Annotated in this window: 13 protein-coding genes; 9 read left to right on the top strand and 4 right to left on the bottom strand. The window is 64.4% G+C overall.

Features of this window, described 5'->3' with window-relative positions:
* Window positions 1-14: 14 nt before the first annotated feature.
* A complete protein-coding gene (locus tag CH294_RS03180) occupies window positions 15-1,646 on the bottom strand; it encodes an ABC-F family ATP-binding cassette domain-containing protein (protein ID WP_094736963.1) in 1,632 nt (543 codons plus the stop codon).
* A gap of 59 nt (window positions 1,647-1,705) precedes the next feature.
* Here CH294_RS03180 and CH294_RS03175 point away from each other — a divergent pair, with 59 nt between their 5' ends.
* Both CH294_RS03175 and CH294_RS03170 read left to right on the top strand, forming a co-directional pair.
* Window positions 1,706-2,554: an aldo/keto reductase gene (locus tag CH294_RS03175; protein WP_094736962.1), complete on the top strand. Its 849-nt coding sequence runs from the start codon at window positions 1,706-1,708 to the stop codon at window positions 2,552-2,554.
* 40 nt (window positions 2,555-2,594) lie between these two features.
* Window positions 2,595-3,422 carry a uroporphyrinogen-III synthase gene (locus CH294_RS03170; RefSeq protein WP_094736961.1) on the top strand — a complete coding sequence of 276 codons (828 nt, stop codon included), beginning with the start codon at window positions 2,595-2,597 and terminating at the stop codon, window positions 3,420-3,422.
* A gap of 18 nt (window positions 3,423-3,440) precedes the next feature.
* On the opposite strand, the gene CH294_RS03165 is transcribed toward CH294_RS03170, so the two are convergent.
* A complete protein-coding gene (locus CH294_RS03165; protein WP_094737011.1) occupies window positions 3,441-4,514 on the bottom strand; it encodes an NAD(P)-binding domain-containing protein in 1,074 nt (357 codons plus the stop codon).
* A 56-nt stretch (window positions 4,515-4,570) separates the two neighbouring features.
* On the opposite strand from CH294_RS03165, the gene CH294_RS03160 reads away from it, so the two are divergent.
* The 3 genes from CH294_RS03160 to CH294_RS03150 all read left to right on the top strand — a co-directional run bounded on the left by CH294_RS03160 (window position 4,571) and on the right by CH294_RS03150 (window position 7,500).
* Window positions 4,571-5,302 (top strand): enoyl-CoA hydratase, encoded by a 732-nt coding sequence (locus CH294_RS03160; protein WP_094736960.1) that lies wholly within the window; start codon window positions 4,571-4,573, stop codon window positions 5,300-5,302.
* A complete protein-coding gene (locus CH294_RS03155; RefSeq protein ID WP_037155043.1) occupies window positions 5,299-6,633 on the top strand; it encodes an ammonium transporter in 1,335 nt (444 codons plus the stop codon). Before CH294_RS03160 ends, CH294_RS03155 begins: the two co-directional genes overlap by 4 nt.
* Before the next feature lie 192 nt (window positions 6,634-6,825).
* Window positions 6,826-7,500 carry a hypothetical protein gene (locus CH294_RS03150; RefSeq protein ID WP_037175505.1) on the top strand — a complete coding sequence of 225 codons (675 nt, stop codon included), beginning with the start codon at window positions 6,826-6,828 and terminating at the stop codon, window positions 7,498-7,500.
* Window positions 7,501-7,567: 67 nt separating this feature from the next.
* Here CH294_RS03150 and CH294_RS03145 read toward each other — a convergent pair whose 3' ends face one another.
* Complete coding sequence (locus CH294_RS03145) at window positions 7,568-8,515, bottom strand: alpha/beta hydrolase (protein ID WP_037155046.1); 948 nt, start codon at window positions 8,513-8,515, stop codon at window positions 7,568-7,570.
* Between the two features lie 197 nt (window positions 8,516-8,712).
* Between CH294_RS03145 and shbA the strand changes: the two genes are divergently transcribed.
* Window positions 8,713-9,288 carry an RNA polymerase sigma factor ShbA gene (gene shbA, locus CH294_RS03140; protein ID WP_037155048.1) on the top strand — a complete coding sequence of 192 codons (576 nt, stop codon included), beginning with the start codon at window positions 8,713-8,715 and terminating at the stop codon, window positions 9,286-9,288.
* A 113-nt stretch (window positions 9,289-9,401) separates the two neighbouring features.
* Entirely contained in the window at window positions 9,402-11,048 is a 1,647-nt protein-coding gene (locus tag CH294_RS03135; RefSeq protein WP_037155050.1) for a membrane protein, read from the top strand.
* Between the two features lie 70 nt (window positions 11,049-11,118).
* On the opposite strand, the gene htpG is transcribed toward CH294_RS03135, so the two are convergent.
* Window positions 11,119-13,044 carry a molecular chaperone HtpG gene (gene htpG / locus CH294_RS03130; RefSeq protein ID WP_094736959.1) on the bottom strand — a complete coding sequence of 642 codons (1,926 nt, stop codon included), beginning with the start codon at window positions 13,042-13,044 and terminating at the stop codon, window positions 11,119-11,121.
* Window positions 13,045-13,138: 94 nt separating this feature from the next.
* On the opposite strand from htpG, the gene CH294_RS03125 reads away from it, so the two are divergent.
* Window positions 13,139-14,254, top strand: a complete 1,116-nt coding sequence (locus CH294_RS03125; RefSeq protein WP_094737010.1) for an MBL fold metallo-hydrolase — start codon at window positions 13,139-13,141, stop codon at window positions 14,252-14,254.
* Between the two features lie 23 nt (window positions 14,255-14,277).
* On the top strand, window positions 14,278-16,692 hold the full coding sequence (locus CH294_RS03120; RefSeq protein WP_094608339.1) for an HAD-IC family P-type ATPase: 2,415 nt from the start codon (window positions 14,278-14,280) through the stop codon (window positions 16,690-16,692).
* Window positions 16,693-16,720 lie beyond the last annotated feature (28 nt).

The raw sequence follows: 16,720 nt of genomic DNA, 5'->3' as shown, positions 1-16,720 counted from the left end.
TCAGTCGCTGCCCATTACAGTTCCGACAATTGCCCGTCGGCCATCGTCCAGTGGCGAGTGCTGCGGACCGTATCGAGCATTCTGCGATCGTGCGTCACCAGCAGCAGCGTGCCCTCGAAGTTCTCCATCGCACGTTCGAGTTGTTCGATGGCGGGCAGGTCGAGATGGTTGGTCGGCTCGTCCAAGACCAACAGATTCACGCCGCGGGCCTGCAGCAAGGCCAGTGCCGCACGGGTTCGCTCACCGGGCGAGAGTGACGACGCCGGCCGCAGTGCATCGTCGCCGCGTAGGCCGAACTTGGCCAGCAGTGTGCGGACTTCTGCGTCGGGCCACTCGGGAACCGCTGCGCTCAAGGCGTCGGATACCGTGCCCTCTCCGACGAAATATGCTCGTGCCTGGTCGATTTCACCGACGGCGACCCCGGATCCCAGTGAGGCCGTGCCCTCGTCCGGGCTGAGCCTGCCCAGCAGTACAGACAGCAACGTCGTCTTGCCGGAGCCGTTGGGCCCAGTGATGAGGATCCGATCGCCCCACTCGATCTGCGTTGTCACCGGTCCGAATGTGAACCCGGATCGCCGGACGACAGCACCGCCCAACACCGAGACAACGGTGCCGCTGCGGGGGGCCGCCGCAATCTCCATTCGCAGCTCCCATTCCTTGCGGGGTTCTTCGACCACCTCGAGCCGCTCGATGCGGCGCTGTGTCTGACGGGCTTTCGCGGCCTGCTTCTCTGTCGACTCGGCGCGGGTCTTGCGGGCGATCTTGTCGTTGTCGGTGGCCTTGCGGCGTGCATTGCGCACCCCCGACTCCATCCAGTTCCGCTGCATCTGCGCGCGAGATTCCAACGCCGACTTGGTGTCTGCGAACTCGTCGTACTTCTCCCGCGCATGCTGGCGCGCAATCTCGCGTTCCGCCAGATAGGACTGGTAGCTGCCGTCGTACACATCGATGCGACGCTGCGCCCGATCGAGCTCGACGACGCCCGTCACCGTCCGCGCCAGGAATTCACGATCGTGACTGACGACGACGATCGCTGCCCGCGTCGCGACGACGAACTGCTCCAGTTGCTCGAGGCCCGCCAGATCGAGGTCGTTGGTCGGCTCGTCGAGCAGAAGAATGTCGTAACGCGCGAGCAGAATCGCGGCGAGACCGGCGCGGGCAGCCTGCCCACCGGACAGCGCCGTCATGAGCGCAGACCCGTCGACATCCAGACCGAGATCCGCCAGCACCTTCGCCGTGCGCTCCGCCAGATCCGCGCCGCCGAGAGCCAGCCACTTCTCCAGTGCTGGGGTGTAGAGGTCCTCGTCACTCGAACCGAGAGCCTCGGCGGCCGCGTTCATCGACGATTCGGCCTCGGTCACCCCGGTGCGTCGACCGAGAAAGTCCAACACCGTCTCTCCGGTAATGCGCTCGGGCTCCTGCGCCAGATAACCGACGGTCGCGTCGGGTGGGCTGGTGTAGATCTCACCCTCGTGATCGGCCGTCCCCACCCCGGCGAGCAGCGTCAACAGTGTCGATTTACCTGCGCCGTTCGCACCGACGAGCCCGATCACATCGCCCTCGGCCACCGTGAGGTCGAGGCCGGAGAACAGAGTTCGATCGCCGTGAAAGGCGGCGAGATCATCGATACGAAGCGTGGCAGTCACCGGATAAGTATCTCTGGCGGGATGGGAACAGATTCACCGTGCCGCCCGTTGCCATTCGTATGACGTATTCAGCCGAGACCAGTACTGTCCCGACCATCGTGCTCAACGACGGCACGTCCATTCCCCAGCTCGGGTTCGGTGTATGGCAGGTTCCCGACGACGGTGCCCAGGCCGCAGTGGCCGAGGCTCTGAAGGTCGGATACCGCAGCATCGACACCGCCAAGGTGTACGAGAACGAGGCCGGCACCGGCAAGGCGATTGCCGAGTCCGGCATTGCCCGCGACGAGCTGTTCATCACCACCAAGTTGTGGAACGACGATCAGGGCTACGACTCCACCTTGAAGGCGTTCGACGCGAGCATGGATTGCCTCGGACTGGAGTACCTCGACCTGTACCTCATTCACTGGCAGCAGCTCGATCGCGACCAGTACATCGACACCTTCAAGGCGTTCCAGAAGCTCAAGGCCGACGGCCGGATCGGTTCGATCGGCGTCTCCAATTTCACCATTCCCACCCTCGAGAAGCTGATCGACGCGGTCGGTGAGACGCCGTCGATCAACCAGATCGAGCTGCACCCGCGCTTCATCCAGGAAGAGCTTCGCGCTTTCCACACCTCGAAGGGCATCGCCACCGAGGCCTGGAGCCCGCTCGGCTCCGGCACCGTTCTGGACGATCCGGCCTTCGCGCCCATCGCCGAGGCGCACGGAGTCACCCCGGCCCAGGTGATTCTGCGCTGGCACATCCAGCTCGGCAACGTCGTGATCCCCAAGTCGGTCACCCCCGAGCGTATCGCCAGCAACTTCGACGTGTTCGGCTTCGAGCTGAGCAACGACGAGATTCAGCAGATCAACGCGCTGGACTCCGCCGACGGCCGCACCGGCCCGGACCCGGACAAGTTCAGCAGCTGACCTGTCAGTTCCAAGTACGTCGGGGGCCTAGTCTGTACCCATGTCGGAACCGCTCGACGGCAAGACCGTTGCCCTCACCGCCGAGCGGCGCGCGGACGAATTGGCCACCATGCTCGAACGCCGCGGCGCGAACATCGTTCACGCCGCGGCGATTCACGTTCTGCCCCTGATCGACGACTCCGAGTTGAAGTCGGCCACCGAGGGCATCGTCGAGCGACCACCGCAGATCGTCGTGATCAGTACCGGCATCGGTTTTCGGGGTTGGCTCGACGCGGCGGCCGACTGGGGTATCCGCGAAGACCTTCTGACAGCACTGAGTCACACGCGGATCATTGCCCGAGGTCCCAAGGCGCGCGGGGCAATTCGTGGCACGGGGCTTCGTGAAGAGTGGTCGCCGGCCACCGAGGCCTCGCAGGAGGTCTCCGATCATCTTGCCGCCGAAGGTGTTTCCGGAGTGGACGTCGCAGTTCAGCTGCACGGCGTCATCACCGAATGGGAACCGACGATCCACCTGAGCGATGCGCTGAGCGAACTCGGTGCGCACGTCAGACCGATCCCGGTGTACCGCTGGATCCGTCCCGTCGATCAGGCTCCACTCATCGACTTGCTGTCGCAGATCATCGACCACCGCGTGGACGCGGTGACGTTCACCAGTGCCCCCGCCGTCGCGTCCCTGCTCTCGACCGCGAAGGACAACGGCCTGCTCGACGCCTTCCTGGACGAGCTTCGAGGCCCCGTCGCCGCGATTTGCGTGGGGCCGGTGACGTCGGCGCCGTTGGATGCGTTGGACGTCCCGACGTCGATGCCGAGCCGGGCACGATTGGGTGCGCTGGCGAAGTTCGTGACCGAGCAGCTCGCCTCGCCGTAAAGACCTCGCCGCAAAGACTCAGCCCAGCGTTTCCAGCAGCTCCGTCACCGCGGCTCGTCCCGCGCGATTGGCTCCGATCGTGCTCGCGGACGGCCCGTAGCCGAGCAAGTGGACGCGATGGTTCGCTGCCACTCGAGTGGCGAGTCGACCGTCCATGACGATTCCTCCGCCGTGCCCGCGCAAGCGCAGAGGGGCCAGGTGGTCGAGTGCGCTGCGAAAACCGGTGGCCCACAGAATCACGTGGGCGCGTTGACTCGATCCGTCGTCCCACACCACCGAATCTGCGGTGATCCTCGAGAACATCGGCCTGCGCTCGAGCGCGCCGCGCTCGCGTGCGGCGGCCAACGACGGTGTCAGCAACAGCCCGGTCACCGATACGACCGAGCCCGGTGGCAGGCCCGCCCGCACCCTCTCCTCGACCATCGCCACGGCCGTGCGTCCGGCATTCTGATCGAACTCACCGTCCCGGAACACCGGTGGTCGGCGCGTCACCCACGTTGTGGTCGTCACCCGGGAAATCTCGTCGAGCAGCTGGACGGCCGAGATCCCGCCGCCCACCACCACGACGTGCTTGCCGACGAACTCGTCGGCCGTCCGGTAATCCTTCGTGTGCAATTGCCTGCCGGTGAATGTCTCGGCTCCGTCGTAATGCGGAACGAACGGCTTCTCCCACGTTCCTGTGGCATTGATCAATCCCTCGGCCATGACGACCGTCTCCCCGGCCTCGACCCGGAAGAGAGGTTCGCGATCGCACACGACTGTCACCGTGACGGGGCGTCGAACATGCAGTTCGAAGCGGTCCTCGTACTCGCGGTAGTAGCGGGGGACTGCCTCGGCGGCCGGAATGGTGTCGGCCGGCTCGTCGCCCAGCGTTTCGGCGAAGGTCATACCGGGCAGGTCGTGTACCCCGTTGACGGTGCTCAGCGTCAACGACGGCCACCGGAACTGCCAGGCGCCGCCGGGGCCGGGGGCGCTGTCCAGCATCACGAAGCCTGCGCCTGCATCCAGGCCTGCTCGATGGAGGTGGTAGCCGGCCGAGAGTCCGGCCTGCCCCGCGCCGATGACGGCAACTCGAGTGTCGATCACGCCTATCAGTAGATCAGCCACCCAGTAGGTAAAACCGGTACTGGTCGGTAACCTCTGCTCTCGTGATCGGACTCTCTCGTGACGGCGATGTCGTCACTCTCGAATTGCAGCGCCCGGATCGACGCAATGCGTTGAACACGGAGCTGTGTCTTGCGGTGCGCCACGGTGTGGAACAGGCCGAGCGAGACGGGGCGCGGGTTCTCGTCATCACCGGTCAGGGCACCAGCTTCTGCGCAGGTGCGGATCTGACCGGTGATGCGTTTCCCGACTCGTTCGGGCAGATCCTCGAGGAGATGTTGAGCGCCGTCGAGTCCGTGTCGATTCCGGTGATCGCGGCGATCAACGGCCCGGCCGTAGGGGCAGGGACGCAGTTGGCCCTTGCGTGCGATCTTCGGGTCGTTGCGCCGGGAAGCTTCTTCGAGATTCCATCGACGCGACTCGGTATTGCCGTGAGCAACTGGACCATCAGGCGATTGGCCGCGCTCGCCGGTGGGGGAGTTGCGCGCACGATTCTGCTCGGCGGGGAGCGCGTGTATGCCGAGCAGGCCTTCACCTGCGGTTTGGCGAACAAACTCGGCGATCTCGCGGTTGCAACGCAGTGGGCCGAGTCGATCACCGAGCTCGCTCCGCTGGCTCTGCGTCATCTCAAGCTCGTGTTCAACGACGATGGGATTCACGATGATCCGACGCCGGAGCAGCATGCGGCGTTCGAGGCCGCGTGGAGCAGCGAGGACATGAAGGAAGCGCGGCGGGCACGTGCCGAGAAGCGCAAGCCGAAGTTCGTGGGCAAGTGATCACCGGAGCGCCCGATGCGGGCGACACCGCGTGGCTGCTGGCCAGTACTGCGCTGGTGCTGCTGATGACGCCAGGCCTGGCCTTCTTCTACGGCGGCATGGTGCGCTCGAAGAGTGTGCTGAACATGATGATGATGAGCCTGTCGGCCATCGCCGTGGTGTGGCTGCTGTGGTTGGTGTTCGGCTTCTCGATGGTGTTCGGCGACAACGTGATCGGCGGGTGGATCGGAAACCCGTTGCAGTACGCCGGTTTCGAGGGTCTGTTGGGCGGGGTCTACACCTCGGCCGGGGGAGCGGTGTCGATTCCGCTGGTGGGAACCGTTCCTGCACTGGTGTTCGCGGCGTTCCAGGCCGGATTCGCCATGGTGACGGTGGCGCTGATATCCGGCGCTGTCGCAGACCGGATGCGGTTCGTTCCCTGGGTGCTGTTCGCGGCGTTGTGGTCCACCCTCGTGTATTTCCCTGTGGCGCACTGGGTGTTCTCGCTCGACGGGCTCACCAGTGAGTTCGGCGGATGGGTGACGAACAGGCTCGGCGCGATCGACTTCGCCGGCGGTACCGCGGTGGAGATCAATGCCGGAGTTGCCGGGCTGGTGCTCGCGCTCGTGGTCGGCAAGCGTCGCGGCTGGCCGCGAGATCCCATGCGCCCGCACAACCTTCCGGCTGTCATGCTCGGTGCCGGGTTGCTGTGGTTCGGTTGGTTCGGCTTCAACGCGGGATCGTCGTTGGCTGCGGACGGCGTCGCCGCAGTGGCCCTGGTGAACACGATGGGTGCCGGAGCGATGTCCATGGCGGCGTGGCTCGTCGTCGAGAAGTGGCGGGACGGGCACGCCACGTCGTTCGGCGCGGCCTCGGGCGTCGTGGCAGGTCTGGTGGCCATCACACCGTCGTGCGCAGCGGTCACTCCGATCGGTGCCGCGGCGATCGGCATCGCGTCGGGTGCCTTGTGTGCTCTGGCCATCGGCCTCAAATACCGCTTCGGTTACGACGATTCGCTCGACGTCGTCGGCGTGCACCTCGTCGGTGGCATCGTCGGCACGCTGATGATCGGGCTCGTTGCCAGTGCGCAGATGCCGGCGGGTGTGGACGGTCTGTTCTACGGCGGCGGCCTGCATCAGTTGGGGGTGCAGGCGATCGCGGTGGTCGCGGTGTTCGTCTACTGCGCGGTGGTCACTACCGGAATCGCGTTCGCGATCAAGGCTGTCATGGGTGTGCGCGCCGACGCGCAGCACGAAGCCGACGGCCTCGACGAGCACGAGCATGCCGAGTCCGCCTACGACTTCGGAGTGGGTCACGGGGGCAGCAACAAGCCTGGTCTTTTCGGTAAGTAGGGGCAACCCGTACACGCCCTTTACGAACCGATCGGTCGTTGAAAGTCGTTCTGTCCCTTTCGGGTTGATGCGATCGATCGTTGTTCGATTCGACCCCGTTCGTTCATCTTCGGTTCGCCTCGACCGCTTGTTGGCCCCATAGTTTTTCGCTGCTCGACATCGAGTGATGGACACGACGAAAGACTGAGGAACATGAAGCTGACTCGATTCGCGGCAACGTCCGCATTGGTCATTGCAGCGATGACGACCGCCATGGGCACCGCCTATGCCGATCCGGCACCGGCTCCCGCTGCTGCCGTCGGTTGGAACGTCACCCAGGCCGGCAACCAGGTCCTCGTCGACACGACGGCCGGCACCCTGAGCAACGAAGACAACCACCTCGTCGTCCGCGATTCCAGTGGTGCCGTGGTCGACTCGGTGCCGCTGGCCATTGCCGCCGACGGATTCTCGCACCCCGTCGCCGCCGTGATCGACGGTAACCACGCCACCCTGACCGCCGATGTCTCGCCCGCCGCGGCAACCCCGGTCTCCACCTCTCTCCCCGGCCTGCAGCAGGTCGACCTGCCCGCCGCAGTTGCTGGTGTCAAGGACAACCTCAGCCTCACGGCCTCGGTCGGTGGATTCCTCGGTGCTGCAACCGGAATCGTCGGCGGATGCCTCCTCGGAATCATCACCGGAGTCGTCGTGACTGCGCCGGTTGCAACTCTTCTCGGAGCCGGCCCCATCGGCGGCTGCGTCATCGGCGCGATCGCCCTCGGTGCCATCGGATCGCTCGCCGGCACGTCCGCCGGTGGCCTCGGCGCGGTCATCGGTAACGCCGGACAGTTCATCCAGCTGCTCAACGCTCCGCCCGCAGTCAAGAAGTAACACCGCCTCGACAACAGTGCTGTGGCCCGCATCGGATATCCGGTGCGGGCCACAGTCGTCGAAAGGTCTAGCGTGCCAGGGCGAGATCCCCCACGTGAGCACGCCGAGCGGTTGTCACGAGTTCGACGACGGCCTCCGCCACCTCGTGTGCTCGTTCGAGAATCACCATGTGCCCGGCCTGCGCGACGCGCACCAGCCGTGCGTCGGGAAGATGGGCGGCAAGGGTTTCCGAGTGCCGCATCGGCGTCATCAGGTCGTCCGAGCCGCACAGCACCAGAGTGGGAATGGAGGCGAGTGCCGCCAGGCCGGCGACCTCGTCGAGGCCTCGAAACGCGCCGAGAAACCCGGCCATCGTCACGATGGACGTGTCGCCGAGCATGGCCGTCGCCAGCGTGACCACCCGCGGGCTGACTTTGCGGGAGCCGCATCCCGCCGTCCTGACGATGGGGGCGCAGACCCCGCGACTGAGCCTCTTGGCACCCGACATCAGTCGAGGGGCGCGTCGAACAGCCGCCTGAAACGCCGACACGGCCGGATGCGCGAGGCAACTACCGAGCCCGTCGTCGGTGATCCCGCCGGCGGACGTCGCGATCAACCCGACCCCGACGAGGCGGGAGCCGATGGCGTCCGGGTACTGACGCGCGTAGGAGAGCGCCGTCATGCCGCCCATCGAGTGTCCGATCACGACGAACGGTCCCACCGGGACGACAGCGCGGATCACGTCGGCCAGGTCCTCGCCGAGCTGATCTATGGTGCAGCTCTCCGGCACGGCCGCGCTCGACTCCCCGTGACCGCGGTGGTCGTACATCACGATTCGGACGTCGTCTCCCCACGTGTGTTCCACCTGCCGGCGCAGGTCCGTCCACGACTGCATCCGCAGGCAGTGCCCGTGCACGAACACCGCGGTCAGAGGTGCATTCGGATGTCCGAATTCGCGAACCGCCAGTGCAGTGCCATCGCTCGCAGCGACGGTGCTGCGGCGACCGACCTGATGGGTCTGCTCGCTGATGTTCATGTGCGCTCCGCGGGTGTGAAGGTCACGTGCTGCGACGAGGTTGTTGTCGGGTACTTCGCTCCCGCGACACGCCGTGTTACCTGAATCACATTTTCTTCGGATGTGATAGCCACTGCGACCAAGCCGAGCGGGAATCTGCACCGAAGCACTGATGAGCGTTCAGGTGAGGGCGCGCGTTGCCAGTGAGGAGATCGGCCATGGGCGTGGACAGGCTCGACGAGGTAGTACCGCAGGCCGTCGCGGGAGATCGAACCGCCCTCGAGCAGGTGCTCGTGCTGATCCAGCCGCCGGTACGCAGATATTGCGCCGCCCGAATCGGCAACCTCGACGTCGCCGCCGACGATGTGGTGCAGGACGTATGCCTCGCCTTGGTCACCGCCATTCCCAAGTACCGCGACATGGGGAAGCCCTTCATGGCCTTCGTGTACGGAATCGCTGCCCACAAGTTGGCCGACGCCGGGCGTAAATCTGTATTGCGACAGACGTTCTCCATCGACGACATGCCCGAGGAGCAGTCTCAGGACGCCGGGCCGGAGCAGCTCGCTCTCGGCGGTGAACTGCGCAGTCACGCGCAGGCGCTGATGGACACTCTGCCGACGAAGTACCGCAAGATCATTCTGATGCGAGTGGTGTGGGGTCTGACGGCACCGCAAACCGGCGCTGCCCTCGGGATGACGGCCGGAGCCGTGCGGGTGGCCCAGCATCGGGCGATGAACATGCTTCGTGCCGAACTGTCGAACTTCTCGCTGCTGGACGCCCGCGCAGTCGCCTGATAGAGCCGCGAAAGCGGGTATTACCAGCGTATGTCCGATTCGTCGGAATGAGTAACAGTAGCTACACATACGCAAGACACTGCGGCAACGTGGCAGACCTACGTTACTGATCCATGACCGCCGTACAGCCTGCGCCGACAGACACCGCGCTGAAAGAGACGCTCGAGGACTACACGCTGCGCTTCGCGCCGCGTAGCTACCGTAAATGGGGAACCGGTGTTGTCGCGACGTCCGCGCTCGGCGGAATCGCGTATCTCGCGGACTTCGCCATCGGTGCCAACATCGGAATCTCGTACGGGACCGGCAACGCGCTCTGGGGCATCCTGGTGTTCGCCGTCGTGATCTTCCTGACCGGGCTCCCGCTCGCCTACTATGCTGCCCGCTACAACATCGACCTCGATTTGATCACTCGGGGAAGCGGATTCGGCTACTACGGGTCGGTGGTCACCAACGTCATCTTTGCGACGTTCACGTTCATCTTCTTCGCGCTCGAGGGTTCGATCATGGCGCAGGGACTCGAACTGGGACTGAATATTCCGTTGCCCATCGGGTACGCGGTGTCGACGATCATGGTGATCCCGCTGGTCATCTACGGCATGAAAGCCCTTGCCAAACTTCAGGTCTGGACCACCCCGCTGTGGCTGGTGCTGATGGTGCTGCCGTTCGTCTACCTGGTAATCAGCAATCCCGATTCGGTCGGCGAGTTCTTCGCCTTCGGCGGCCAGGACGGGGCCGACGGCAAGGGCGTCAACATCGGATCGGTGATGCTCGCGGCCGGCGTGTGTCTCTCGCTCATCGCGCAGATCGCCGAGCAGATCGACTACCTGCGTTTCATGCCGCCCAAGACTCCGGAGAATTCCCGGCGCTGGTGGACTGCAGTGCTTCTCGCCGGACCGGGCTGGGTGATCTTCGGTGCCCTCAAGCAGGTCGTCGGACTCTTCCTCGCCGTGTACCTGATCGCCAACGTCGTCGACGGATCCACCATCGCCAACGAGCCGGTGCACCAGTTCCTGGAGATCTACGAGAACTTCATGCCCGGCTGGCTCGCCATGACCCTCGCGGTGATCCTGGTCGTCATCAGCCAGATCAAGATCAACGTCACCAACGCCTACTCGGGATCACTGGCGTGGACCAACTCCTACACCCGCATCACCAAAACGTATCCGGGCCGCATGGTGTTCGTTCTGTTCAACCTCGCGATCGCACTGATCCTGATGGAAGCCAACATGTTCAGCTTCCTCAACAACATCCTCGGCTTCTACGCCAATTGCGGTATCGCATGGATCGCGGTGGTGGCCTCGGACATCGTGTTCAACAAGTACATCCTGAAGCTCTCGCCCAAGGTGCCCGAGTTCCGACGCGGCATGCTCTACAACATCAACCCGGTCGGCTTCGGATCCATGGCGGCCTCGGCAATACTGTCGATTCTGGTCTTCTTCGGGGTATTCGGATCCGCGATCAAGCCCTACTCGCCGATCGTGGCTCTCGTTCTCGCACTGGTACTTCCACCCATCCTGGCGGTGGCAACCAAAGGCAAGTACTACCTGCGACGCACCGACGACGGGATCGATCTGCCGATGTTCGACGAGCACGGCAACCCGTCCGACGAGCTCGTGATGTGCCATGTCAGCGGCATGGAATTCGAGCGACCCGACATGATCGCATCCAACGTGCCGGGGCCGGACGGCGAGAAGCAGTACATCAGTTCGCTCTCGCTGAGCACCGACAAGACGGGGGAGCACATCCTGCCTCCGCAGTGACTGCGACTGCGCCGCAGTGGTGTGGTCATGCCCCGCCTGGGGCACTCGACCACACCACTGCCGCAGGCACTCAGATCGTGCGGGTCAACCGATCGGCGAGCAGCTTGGAGAACTTCGCCGGATCCTTCAGCTCCGTACCCTCGGCGAGAAGTGCCGTGGCGTACAGCAATTCGGCAGTCTCGGTGAGGTGCGGGTCATCGCTGCGATCCTCGCGGGCCTTCTTCAATCCCGTCACCAGATCGTGGGTGGGGTTGAGTTCGAGGATTCGCTTGGAGGTCGGCACGAACTGTCCCGAGGCCTTGTACATCTTCTCCAGTTGCGGGGAGAAGCTGAACTCGTCGCCGACGACGCAGGCCGGTGACGTCGTCAGACGCGTCGACAGACGTACCTCCTTCACGTCCTCGCCGAGGGTATCGGTGAGCCACGTGAGCAAATCTGCGAATTCCTTGTCCTGCTCCTCGCGCTTGGCCTCGGACTCCTTCTTCTCCTCTTCGGTGTCGAGGTCCACCTCGCCCTTGGCGATGGACTGGAACGACTTTCCGTCGAAGTCGGTGACGTTGCCGACCCACACCTCGTCGACCGAATCGGTGAGCAGCAGCACCTCGAGCCCGCGCGCCTCGAACGCCTCCATGTGCGGCGAGCTCTCGATCTGCTGACGCGATTCACCCGTCATGTAGTAGATCTGCTGCTGGCCGTCCTTCATCCGGTCCACGTACTCGGCGAGGGTGGTCACGCCCTCCTCGGAGTTGGTGGACGCGAACGACGCGATGCCCAACAGGGTTTCGCGATTGTCGTTGTCGGAGATCAGGCCTTCCTTGAGGACCGTACCGAACTGCGACCACAGCGTCTTGTACTTGTCGGGCTGCTCGCTCTGCAGTTCCTTGACCGTCGAGAGCACCTTCTTGGTGAGGCGTCGACGGATCGCCCGGATCTGCCGGTCCTGCTGCAGGATCTCGCGAGAGACGTTGAGCGAGAGGTCCGCTGCGTCCACGACACCCTTGACGAAGCGCAGGTACTCGGGCAGCAGTTCCTGCGAGTCGTCCATGATGAACACGCGCTTGACGTACAGGTGCACGCCGGCCTTGCTCTCGCGCATGAAGAGGTCGAACGGCGCCTGCGACGGAATGAACAGCAGCGCTTGGTATTCGAACGTGCCCTCGGCCTTGAACGGGATGACCTCGAGCGGCTCGTCCCAGGCGTGGCTGACGTGCTTGTAGAACTCCTTGTACTCCTCCTCGGACACCTCGTCCTTGGAGCGGGTCCACAGTGCCTTCTGCGAGTTGATCGTTTCGGTCTCGATCGTGACCGTGTCCTCGCCGCCTTCCTCTTCGCTCTTGACGCGCTTCTCGACGTCGATGCGAATGGGCCAGGCGATGAAGTCGGAGTACTTCTTGACCAGTTCCTTGATCTTGCGCTCGGACGCGTAATCGTGGAGGTGGTCCTCCTCGTCGGCCGGCTTGAGGGCCAAGGTCACCGAGGAGCCCTGCGGGGCGTCGTCGACGTCGGTGATCTCGTAGGTGCCCTCGCCGGTGGACTCCCACTTGGTGGCAGTGCTCTCGCCTGCCTTGCGGGTGAGCAGCGTGACCTTCTCGGCCACCATGAACGTGGAATAGAAGCCGATGCCGAACTGGCCGATCAATTCCTCGGAAGCAGCTGCATCCTTGGCTTCCTTGAGCTTCTTGCGGACCTCGGCGGTACCGGACTTCGCCAGCGTGCCGATCAGGTCGATCACCTCGGAGCGGGACATGCCGATGCCGTTGTCGCGGATGGTGAGGGTGCGGGCCGCGGAGTCGATATCGATCTCGATGTGCAGATCCGAGACGTCGACGTCCAAGTCCTTGTTGCGGTACGACTCCAGGCGCAGCTTGTCCAGCGCGTCCGAGGAGTTCGAGATCAGTTCACGGAGAAAGCTGTCCTTGTTGGAGTAGATGGAGTGCACCATCAGATCCAGGAGCTGACGCGTCTCCGCCTGGAATTCGAGCTGTTCGGTACTCAATGTCTCCCCTTCTAGCAGCAAAACCGACGCGAATATTCTACGGCAAGGCTACGGGTGAGCTGCGAAGACGTCGGCGCCGCCTACTGTGGTGGCCGTGACGAAGACGAAGTTCGTACTGGGAGCCACGGCAGCGTTGAGCGGGGCATGGTTGGCGCGTGCCCTGTGGGGTCTGCCGTCGGCCATCGGTGCCCGGCGAGTGCACATCACTCCCTACGCCGCCGGGTCCCCGCGATACCGCGATCGCCGGTTCCACAACTCCGACCCCAGTTCCAGCTACGTGCCGGGCCGCGGCGACAAGGGCGAGAAGAACATGTTCGTCTCGCTCGTCACCGAACGCGGCAAGGGCAGGCCGCAGCGGCCGATTCCGTTGGCCCCGCCGATCGCTCCGGTGGACGCGGGCGAGCTTGCAGTCACCTGGTACGGACATTCGAGTGTGCTCATCGAGGTCGACGGCTATCGCGTCCTCGCCGATCCGGTGTGGAGCAATCGCGTGTCCCCGTCCTCGGTGGTGGGTCCGGCGCGGCTGCATCCGACGCCGGTCGAGTTGATCGACCTGCCGCGGGTCGACGCCATCGTGATCTCCCACGATCATTACGACCATCTCGACAAGGCGACGGTGCAGAAGTTGGCGAGCACGCAGTCGGCACCGTTCGTGGTGCCGCTGGGAATCGGAGCGCACCTGCGCAAGTGGCGGGTGCCCGAGGAACGCATCATCGAACTGGACTGGGACGAGCAGACGAACCTCGGTGGCCTCACCGTCACGTGCACCGAGGCTCGGCACTTCTCGGGCCGCGGTCTGACCCGGGACTCGACGCAGTGGGCGTCCTGGGCCTTCGCCGGTCCGGTGCGACGCGTCTTCTTCGGCGGCGACACCGGCTACACACCGAAGTTCGCCGAGATCGGCAGCAACTACGGCCCCTTCGATCTGACGCTTCTTCCCGTCGGTGCCTACGACGTGCGGTGGCCGGACATCCACATGAATCCGGAGGAAGCGGTCACCGCGCACGTGGATCTGACGGCGTCGGGCATCTTCGTGCCTATCCACTGGGCGACGTTCAACCTGGCTTTTCACCCGTGGTCCGAGCCGATCGTGCGCCTGCACGCCGCCGCACAGGACGTCGGAGTGCAGGTGGCGGTGCCGATGCCGGGGCAGCGCATAGACGGCACGCGAACCCTGCACGACGATCGTTGGTGGTCCCGGCTGGGCTGACCGAACAGGTTTAAGCTGCACGCATGTCTATCGACGCCGATGCGCAGCGTGATGCCGGGCTGACCGAGGCGGAAGTCGCCAGGCTCAAGTCCGAGGGTAAATCGAACGACGTTCCGGCCCGCGCCTCTCGTTCGGTTCGCGACATCGTCCGCGGCAACGTATTCACTCGCATCAACGCAATTCTCGGTGTGCTGTTGATCATCGTGCTCTCGACGGGTTCGGTGATCGATGGCATGTTCGGGCTGTTGATCGTCGCGAACAGTGGCATCGGCATCATTCAGGAGATTCGCGCCAAGCGCACGCTGGATCGGCTGGCGATCGTCGGTCAGAACAAGCCGCAGGTACGACGCGACGGTGTCTCGCAACAGATTCCGCCCGACGAGGTCGTTCTCGGCGACATCGTCGAACTGGGGCCCGGTGATCAGATCGTCGTCGACGGCGAGGTGATCGAGACCGCGAGCCTCGAGATCGACGAGTCGTTGCTCACCGGTGAAGCCGACACGGTGCACAAACTTCAGGCAGCGCAAGTACTTTCGGGCAGCTTCGTGGTCTCGGGCAGCGGTGCGTATCGCGCGACGAAGGTGGGGCGCGATGCCTACGCGGCCAAGCTCGCCGAGGAGGCCAGCAAGTTCACCCTGGTCAAGTCCGAGCTGCGTAGCGGTATCGACAAGATCTTGAAGTTCATCACGTACCTGATGATTCCGGCCGGCGCGCTCATCATCTACAACCAATTGTTCTCCAGCGGGCAGGCTTTGAGGCCGGCCCTCAACGGCATGGTCGCAGCGCTCGTTCCGATGGTCCCCGAGGGCCTGGTGCTGATGACGTCGATCGCGTTCGCGGTGGGTGTGATCCGGCTCGGTCAACGGCAATGCCTGGTGCAAGAGCTGCCTGCGATCGAAGGGCTCGCCCGGGTCGACGTGGTGTGCGCCGACAAGACCGGCACGCTCACCGAGAACGGGATGCGGCTACACGAGTTGGTGTTGATCGACGACAGCGATTCCGATTCCGCCACAGCCGCTCTCGCATCTCTGGCGCACGACGACCCGCGGCCCAACGCGAGCGTGCAGGCCGTCGGCGAGGCGTACCCCGACTCGCCGGGGTGGACGCAGAGCGCCGTGGCCCCGTTCTCCTCGGCCAAGAAGTGGAGCGGCCTGTCGTACGGAGAGCACGGAAACTGGCTGCTGGGTGCCCCGGACGTGTTGCTCGACCCGGGCTCCGAGACGGCTCGACTGGCCGAATCCACCGGTTCCAAAGGCCTGCGGGTATTGCTGCTCGCCAGCAGCGACATCCCGGTCGACGCCCCGGATGCGCCCGGTGTCGTCTCCCCGCGCGCGCTGGTGATTCTCGAGCAGAAGGTGCGCGAGGACGCCCGAGAGACGTTGGACTACTTCGCAAGTCAGCACGTCGAGGTGAAGGTCATCTCCGGCGACAATGCCGTCTCGGTCGGTGCGGTTGCCGGGTCGCTCGGCCTACCCGGCGGCGACGCCCCGATCGACGCGCGAGAGCTGCCCGAGGACTCCGAGAAGCTGGCCGACACTCTCGCGAATTCCACCACGTTCGGCCGCGTCCGGCCCGATCAGAAGCGGGCAATGGTGGGCGCGTTGCAATCTCGCGGCCACACGGTCGCCATGACCGGTGACGGCGTCAACGACGTGCTGGCTCTCAAGGACGCCGATATCGGTGTCTCGATGGGCTCGGGAAGTGCGGCCACGCGAGCCGTCGCGCAGATCGTGTTGTTGGACAACAAGTTCGCCACTCTGCCCTACGTCGTGGGGGAGGGGCGACGTGTCATCGGCAACATCGAGCGAGTCTCCAATCTGTTCCTGACCAAGACCGTGTACTCGGTGCTGCTGGCGTTTCTCATCGGGCTTTCGGGTGTGCTCTCGCAGATCTTCCACTTCGAACCGATTCCGTATCCGTTCCTGCCGCGACACGTGACGATCGCGGCGTGGTTCACCATCGGCATTCCGGCGTTCGTGCTCTCGCTCGCGCCCAACAACGAGCGGGCGCGCAGCGGGTTCGTCTCGCGGGTGATGCGGCTGGCCGTCCCGTCCGGGCTGATCGTCGGTTCGTGCACGTTCGTGTCCTACCTGCTGGTGTACGCGGGCCCCAACGCCACCGAGGCTCAGGTGACGCAGGCCAGCACGACCGCGCTGATCACCTTGATCATGATCGCGCTGTGGGTGTTGGCCGTCGTCGCACGGCCCTACAACTGGTGGAAGATCCTGCTTCTCGCCGGATCGGTCGGCGGTTACCTGTTGCTGTTCGCAATCCCGTTCTGCCGTACCTTCTTCAAGCTCGACCCGTCCAACATCGGAGCCACCACCAGTGCATTGATCATCGGCGGCATCGGAATCGCGCTCGTCGAGGTTGCGCACCGGTTCGGATCGGCACTGCGCAATCGAACATCACTACGCAACACGCAGTACAAAACGTAAGCTTCCAGGTGTTCGATCATTCCAGCGA

The sequence above is a fragment of the Rhodococcus sp. 14-2483-1-1 genome (genome assembly GCF_002259335.1).
Lineage (GTDB): Bacteria > Actinomycetota > Actinomycetes > Mycobacteriales > Mycobacteriaceae > Rhodococcoides.
Note: the sequence above shows the minus strand (reverse complement) of the source record. Positions and strands in the feature narration are given on the sequence as shown.

Excerpts from the sequence above, each read along its gene's own strand:
- CH294_RS03175 (WP_094736962.1), top strand. The coding sequence starts at position 1,706 with ATGACGTATTCAGCCGAGACCAGTACTGTCCCGACCATCGTGCTCAAC.
- CH294_RS03170 (WP_094736961.1), top strand. The coding sequence starts at position 2,595 with ATGTCGGAACCGCTCGACGGCAAGACCGTTGCCCTCACCGCCGAGCGG.
- CH294_RS03150 (WP_037175505.1), top strand. The coding sequence starts at position 6,826 with ATGAAGCTGACTCGATTCGCGGCAACGTCCGCATTGGTCATTGCAGCG.
- CH294_RS03145 (WP_037155046.1), bottom strand. The coding sequence starts at position 8,515 with ATGAACATCAGCGAGCAGACCCATCAGGTCGGTCGCCGCAGCACCGTC.
- shbA (WP_037155048.1), top strand. The coding sequence starts at position 8,713 with ATGGGCGTGGACAGGCTCGACGAGGTAGTACCGCAGGCCGTCGCGGGA.
- CH294_RS03135 (WP_037155050.1), top strand. The coding sequence starts at position 9,402 with ATGACCGCCGTACAGCCTGCGCCGACAGACACCGCGCTGAAAGAGACG.
- CH294_RS03120 (WP_094608339.1), top strand. The coding sequence starts at position 14,278 with ATGTCTATCGACGCCGATGCGCAGCGTGATGCCGGGCTGACCGAGGCG.